The following is a 5,469-nucleotide window of genomic DNA, read 5'->3' on the forward strand; positions in this document are numbered from 1 at the left end:
ACAGGATACTTGGCGGGATCAAGCAGGGAATGCGGCTGGAGTAGTCAGGCGCGGATCGCGCGCCTGCGAGTCGGCGTATGACGCAACAATCTGGGGTTGATGTAGCGAGGATGCTGGTTGTCGCGGTCGGCGTGCCACAAGCCGCCCATGACAACGAACGCAAGGCTAATCGCGCACGCAGTCGGGAAGAACGGGGGGAAACGGCCGGAAAAACCGGTGAAACGAGGAAAGCCAGCCGCTTCATAGCGCTCTGTGAGACTTGCTTGGCTGGTGTCCAGGGATCAGCCCGACACGCTGCCAGGCAAAGAAGCCCGGCCCCTTGATCAGCATCAGGATGCCAGTTCCGATTTCGCCAATGCCAATCAGAATGGCCACGAAACCCGTGTGTTCGGATGTGGAATAGCCCTCGCTGCTATCGCGAGTGGGGCTGTTGGAGGAGTCGCCCCACAGTCGAATGGTCAGCGTAGCTTGCTGCGTGAAGATGGTCCGGATACCGGCAATGATGATGGCCACGCCAAGAACATAGGCAAAGACATGAGCAAAAGATTGCATGGGGCCTCGGATGTGGCTGCTGGGCAGCGTCATTGATCGGATGGGGATCGGATGGGGATCGGATGGCGTTTGCCCTCCCTCTGCGCTGAAAGCGCCTGTTCCAATCGCCGGCATTTGCTTGGTCGGCCAGGGCTGCTGGGAATCAGCACTTGGACGGTGGGTGCATTGCGATTGTAGGCGTCTGGCGTTTCGGGTCAAGCCTTGGCCTGGGCGCCGGCCGCTCAGGCGGCCCGGCGGCAAGGGGTCGGGTGATGGACGCGTTCGCTCGACGGCGGATTGTTTGCCAGCTTGTCCGCTGGGCGGCGTGGGCGGGCGAGTAGCTCGCCCGAGCAGTTCGGGCATTTCCCGCCGAGAACGCCGTCGGCGCAGGTGGCGCAGAAAGTGCACTCGAACGAACAGATGCGCGCTTCCGTAGAGTCGGGCGGCAGGTCCTTGTCGCAGCATTCGCAGTTTGGTCTGAGTTCCAGCATGGGTACCTCCAGCAGGGCGGTGTTCTGGTCGGGAACGATGGGGAAACGGTGGGAAAGACGGGAACGAGGGAAAGGATGATCAAGATACCCAGGATGCCTGATATGGAAAAGGCGACTGCGCGGTGGCGCATCGCCGCAACGGGCTGGCCAAGGGTCGCCGCCTGGCCTGCGCGCTAGCACGCGCAGGATAGGCCGAGACCGGCGGCTGGGCAAGGTGGGGGGGAGGAAATGCGGCGGCCAGCGCGGTTCGCGCGCGCTGCCCGGCGGCCCGGCACCGCCTCGGCCAGCCCCGGGCGCGCCGGCGCGTCGGTGCGGGCTCGGCGCGAAGCTTGCAAGCGGCCGCAAAAGCCGTTGAATCGATTTTGATTCTGGTCAATCCGGCGGTACACTCGCGGCCTCACAATACGGCGCCGCCGGCCTTTGTTCTGGCCGCCCCCTCCTCGCAATGCTTGAAGCCCTCAATCTGGAATGTGTCCGTGGCGACCGCCGCCTGTTTGCGGACCTCAGCTTCCGTCTGGCCGGGGGCGAAATGCTTTATCTGCAGGGCGCGAACGGCTCCGGCAAGACGAGCCTGCTGCGCATGCTGTGCGCGCTGACGCCGGTGGCGAGCGGCGAAATTCGCTGGTGCGGGCAGCCGATCAGCCGGCTGGGCGACGAGTTCCGCAGCGTCCTGTGCTATCTCGGACACCAGAACGCGATCAAGGACGAACTGACGCCGCTGGAGAACCTGCTGACGGCAGCGCGGCTGGCGCAGGAGCCGCTCAGCGAGGACGCCGCGCTCGCCGCGCTCGAACGCGTCGGCCTGCAGGGGCGCGTCGATCTCGCCTGCCGCTATCTGTCGCAGGGGCAGAAGCGGCGCGCCGCGCTGGCCCGCCTGGTGTACGAGAGGCGCGCGCTGTGGGTGCTCGACGAGCCCTACGTGGCCCTCGACAAGGCGGCCGTCGACCTGGTCGCCGGGCTGATCGGCGCGCATCTGCAACGCGGCGGGCTGGCCGTGCTGACCACGCATCAGGCGGTGACGGTGGCTGCCGGCGCGGTGCGCGAAGTCTGGCTGGGCGGCTTGGCGGTGAGCTCGGCGGGTGCTGCGAGGGCGTCATGCTGAGCGTGATCGGCGCCGTCGTCGGGCGCGATCTGCGTCTGGCGCTGCGGCGGCAGGCCGACATCGCCGCCGCCGTCTTCTTCTTCATCATCGTCGTCAGCCTGTTTCCGCTCGGCGTTGGCCCGGAACCCGATCAACTGCGCCGGCTGGCGCCGGGTGTGCTGTGGGTTGCCGCGCTGCTCGCGACGATGCTCTCGCTGCCGCGTCTGTTCGCCGACGATCATCGTGATGGCACGCTCGAACAACTCGCGCTGGCGCCGCACCCGCTCGGCCTGATCGTCATCGGCAAGGTCGTCGCGCATTGGCTGGTCGCCGGCCTGCCGCTCGTTCTGCTCGCACCGGTGCTCGGCATCCAGTTCGATCTGGCGCACGACGCGCTGGTCGTCCTGACCTTGTCGCTGCTCATCGGGACGCCGGCGCTGTCCGGCATCGGTGCGATCGGCGCCGCGCTGACGCTCGGCCTGCGCGGTGGCGGCGTGCTCTTGTCACTGCTCGTCCTGCCGCTGTACATTCCGGTGCTGATCTTCGGCGCTGGCGCGGTAGACGCGACGGTCAGCGGGCTTGGCCCGCAAGCCCATCTGTCGCTGCTCGGCGCCTTGACGCTGGGCGGTGTCTTTTTTGCTCCCTGGCCGACTGCCGCTGCGCTGCGCGTGGCCCTCGAATGAACACCGACGCAAGACCCTGTACGCGATGAGCAAGCAATCGATCAACTGGTACAAGTATGCCAGTCCGCAAACCTTCTACCCGCTGGCCGGGAAGATGATCCCGTGGTTCTGGCTGCTGGCGGCGATCTTTGGCGTTGCCGGACTGACGGCAGGTTTTCTGCTCGCGCCGATGGACGAGCAGCAGGGTGAGGGCTACCGGATCATCTTCCTGCACGTGCCGGCGTCGTGGATGTCGATGTTCATCTATCTCGTGATGGCCTTCTGGGCGGCGCTGGGCCTGGCCTTCAACACCCGTCTGTCGGGCATGATGGCCTCGGCGTTGGCGCCGACCGGCGCGCTCTTCGCCTTTCTGTCGCTGTGGACGGGTGCGCTCTGGGGCAAGCCGATGTGGGGCACCTGGTGGGTGTGGGACGCGCGCCTGACTTCGGAACTGATCCTGCTCTTTCTGTACATCGGCTTCATCGCGCTGCAGGCGGCGATCGACGATCCGCGCCGGGCCGACAAGGCGGGCGCCATTCTTGCCCTGGTCGGCGTGGTCAACATTCCGATCATCTATTTCTCGGTCAAGTGGTGGAATACGCTGCACCAGGGTGCTTCGGTCAGCCTGACGCGGGCGCCGAGCATGGCGGCGATGATGCTTTGGGGAATGCTGCTCTGCGCGCTGGCCTGCTGGATGTACAGCATCGCGGTCGCCTTGATGCGCGTGCGCACGATCATGCTCGAGCGCGAGCGGCATACCGAATGGGTGCGCGCGCTGCTCGGCGATACGGAGTAGGGGAGGAGGGGAACAATGCACTGGAACAGCCTGGCCGAATTCCTCGCCATGGGCAAGCACGGTCTGTACGTCTGGGGGTCGGTGCTGGTCATGGCGGGCGTCATGCTGGCGGAACCGATGCTCATCCGGCGCAGTCGGAGGAGACTCGTCGAACGTCTGCGCCGCCAGTATCGCGCCGAGCGCAGTGAGGCCAGGGCCGTCAGTCCTTCGTCTTCATCCGGGAGTTCCGCTTGAAACCTCGTCACAAACGCTTCGCGCTGATCGTCGGCGGACTGGCCATTCTCGCCCTGGTCGCCACGCTGGTGCTCAATGCCTTCCAGAGCAATCTGGTCTTTTTCTTTTCGCCGACGCAGGTGGCTGCCGGTGAAGCGCCGAAAGGCAAGAGCTTCCGGATTGGCGGCATGGTCAAGGAGGGCTCGCTGCAGCGCTCGGCCGACGGTGTCACGCTGCGTTTCGTCGTCACCGATACCGACAAGGAAATGACCGTTGCCTACAAGGGCATCCTGCCCGACCTCTTCCGCGAGGGCAAGGGCGTCGTCGCGCAGGGCAAGTTGGACGACGACGGGGTTTTCGTTGCTGGCGAAGTGCTTGCCAAGCACGACGAGAACTATATGCCGCCGGAAGCGGCCAAGGCGGTCGGCGACGCGCACGAACGCGCCGCGGCCAATCGGGCGGCTGCCGATGCTGCCGCGCGCACCCTCAAGCCCTAAGGCGGACGACCCTCATGATTCCCGAACTCGGCAATTTCGCGCTCATCCTTGCCCTTTGCGTGGCGCTCGTGCAGGGCACGCTGCCTCTGTTCGGCGCGCATCTGCAGCGGCCGGCGTGGATTGCGCTCGCTCGCCCGGCGACGCTGGCGCACGCCTTGCTGCTCGTCGGCGCCTTCGCCTGCCTGACCACGGCTTTCGTTCAAAATGACTTTTCAGTCATTTACGTGGCGCAACACTCGAATACGCTGCTGCCACTGCAATACCGGGTGGCCGCGGTGTGGGGCGGACACGAGGGCTCGCTGCTCCTCTGGGTGCTCATGCTGGCGCTCTGGATGCTTGCCGTCGCCCTGCTCTCGCAACAACTGCCCGAGCACATGGCGGCGCGCGTGCTCAGCGTGCTCGGCCTGGTCAGCGCCGGTTTCCTGCTTTTCATCCTGTTGACCTCGAACCCCTTCGAGCGCGTCCTGCCGGCGGTCGAGGAGGGGCGCGACCTCAATCCTCTGCTGCAGGACCCCGGGCTGATTTTCCATCCGCCGATGCTGTACATGGGCTACGTCGGTTTCTCGGTGGCGTTCGCCTTCGCCATCGCCGCGCTGCTCTCGGGTCAGCTCGACGCGGCCTGGGCGCGCTGGTCGCGCCCGTGGACGACCGCTGCCTGGGCCTGCCTGACCTTGGGCATTGCGCTCGGTTCGTGGTGGGCGTATTACGAACTCGGCTGGGGCGGCTGGTGGTTCTGGGACCCGGTCGAGAACGCGTCTTTCATGCCCTGGCTGGTCGGTACGGCGCTCGTCCATTCGCTGGCGGTGACCGAAAAGCGCGGCAGCTTCAAGAACTGGACGGTGCTGCTGGCGATCTCGGCTTTCTCGCTGTCGCTGCTCGGCACCTTCCTGGTCCGCTCGGGTGTGCTGACCTCGGTGCACGCCTTTGCCACCGATCCGCGGCGCGGCATCTTCATCCTCCTCTTTCTCTGCACGGTGATCGGCAGTTCGCTGGCGCTCTTCGCCTGGCGCGCGCCCAAGGTCGGCCTCGGCGGGCGCTTTGCTCTGCTCTCGCGCGAGTCGCTGCTGCTCACCAACAACGTTCTGCTCGTCGTCGCCTGCGCTTCGGTTCTGCTGGGTACGCTCTACCCGCTGCTGATCGACGCGCTCGGCGCTGGCAAGCTGTCGGTCGGCCCGCCTTATTTCGACGCCGTCTTCGT

Annotated in this window: 8 protein-coding genes; 6 read left to right on the forward strand and 2 right to left on the reverse strand. The window is 66.0% G+C overall.

Features of this window, described 5'->3' with window-relative positions; translation table 11 throughout:
- Nucleotides 1–240: 240 nt before the first annotated feature.
- Both RKP46_RS09845 and RKP46_RS09850 read right to left on the reverse strand, forming a co-directional pair.
- Nucleotides 241–552, reverse strand: coding sequence for a hypothetical protein (locus tag RKP46_RS09845; RefSeq protein WP_311106482.1), 312 nt, complete (start codon nt 550–552; stop codon nt 241–243).
- 221 nt (nt 553–773) lie between these two features.
- Nucleotides 774–1,022 (reverse strand): DUF1272 domain-containing protein, encoded by a 249-nt coding sequence (locus RKP46_RS09850; protein ID WP_311106483.1) that lies wholly within the window; start codon nt 1,020–1,022, stop codon nt 774–776.
- Between the two features lie 445 nt (nt 1,023–1,467).
- Between RKP46_RS09850 and ccmA the strand changes: the two genes are divergently transcribed.
- From ccmA to RKP46_RS09880, 6 genes are all read left to right on the forward strand, one after another.
- Complete coding sequence (gene ccmA / locus RKP46_RS09855; protein WP_300334365.1) at nt 1,468–2,124, forward strand: cytochrome c biogenesis heme-transporting ATPase CcmA; 657 nt, start codon at nt 1,468–1,470, stop codon at nt 2,122–2,124.
- Nucleotides 2,118–2,786: a heme exporter protein CcmB gene (ccmB, locus tag RKP46_RS09860; protein ID WP_300334368.1), complete on the forward strand. Its 669-nt coding sequence runs from the start codon at nt 2,118–2,120 to the stop codon at nt 2,784–2,786. Before ccmA ends, ccmB begins: the two co-directional genes overlap by 7 nt.
- A gap of 25 nt (nt 2,787–2,811) precedes the next feature.
- Complete coding sequence (gene ccmC, locus RKP46_RS09865; protein ID WP_311106484.1) at nt 2,812–3,561, forward strand: heme ABC transporter permease CcmC; 750 nt, start codon at nt 2,812–2,814, stop codon at nt 3,559–3,561.
- Nucleotides 3,562–3,576: 15 nt separating this feature from the next.
- On the forward strand, nt 3,577–3,795 hold the full coding sequence (gene ccmD, locus RKP46_RS09870; RefSeq protein ID WP_311097686.1) for a heme exporter protein CcmD: 219 nt from the start codon (nt 3,577–3,579) through the stop codon (nt 3,793–3,795).
- Nucleotides 3,792–4,271, forward strand: coding sequence for a cytochrome c maturation protein CcmE (gene ccmE / locus RKP46_RS09875; RefSeq protein WP_311106485.1), 480 nt, complete (start codon nt 3,792–3,794; stop codon nt 4,269–4,271). The genes ccmD and ccmE overlap by 4 nt, the downstream gene beginning before the upstream one ends.
- Nucleotides 4,272–4,285: 14 nt before the next feature.
- Nucleotides 4,286–5,469 (forward strand): heme lyase CcmF/NrfE family subunit (locus RKP46_RS09880; protein WP_311106486.1); only part of this gene is annotated, 1,184 nt, incomplete at its 3' end.

Source organism: Accumulibacter sp. (genome assembly GCF_031732815.1).
Lineage (GTDB): Bacteria > Pseudomonadota > Gammaproteobacteria > Burkholderiales > Rhodocyclaceae > Accumulibacter.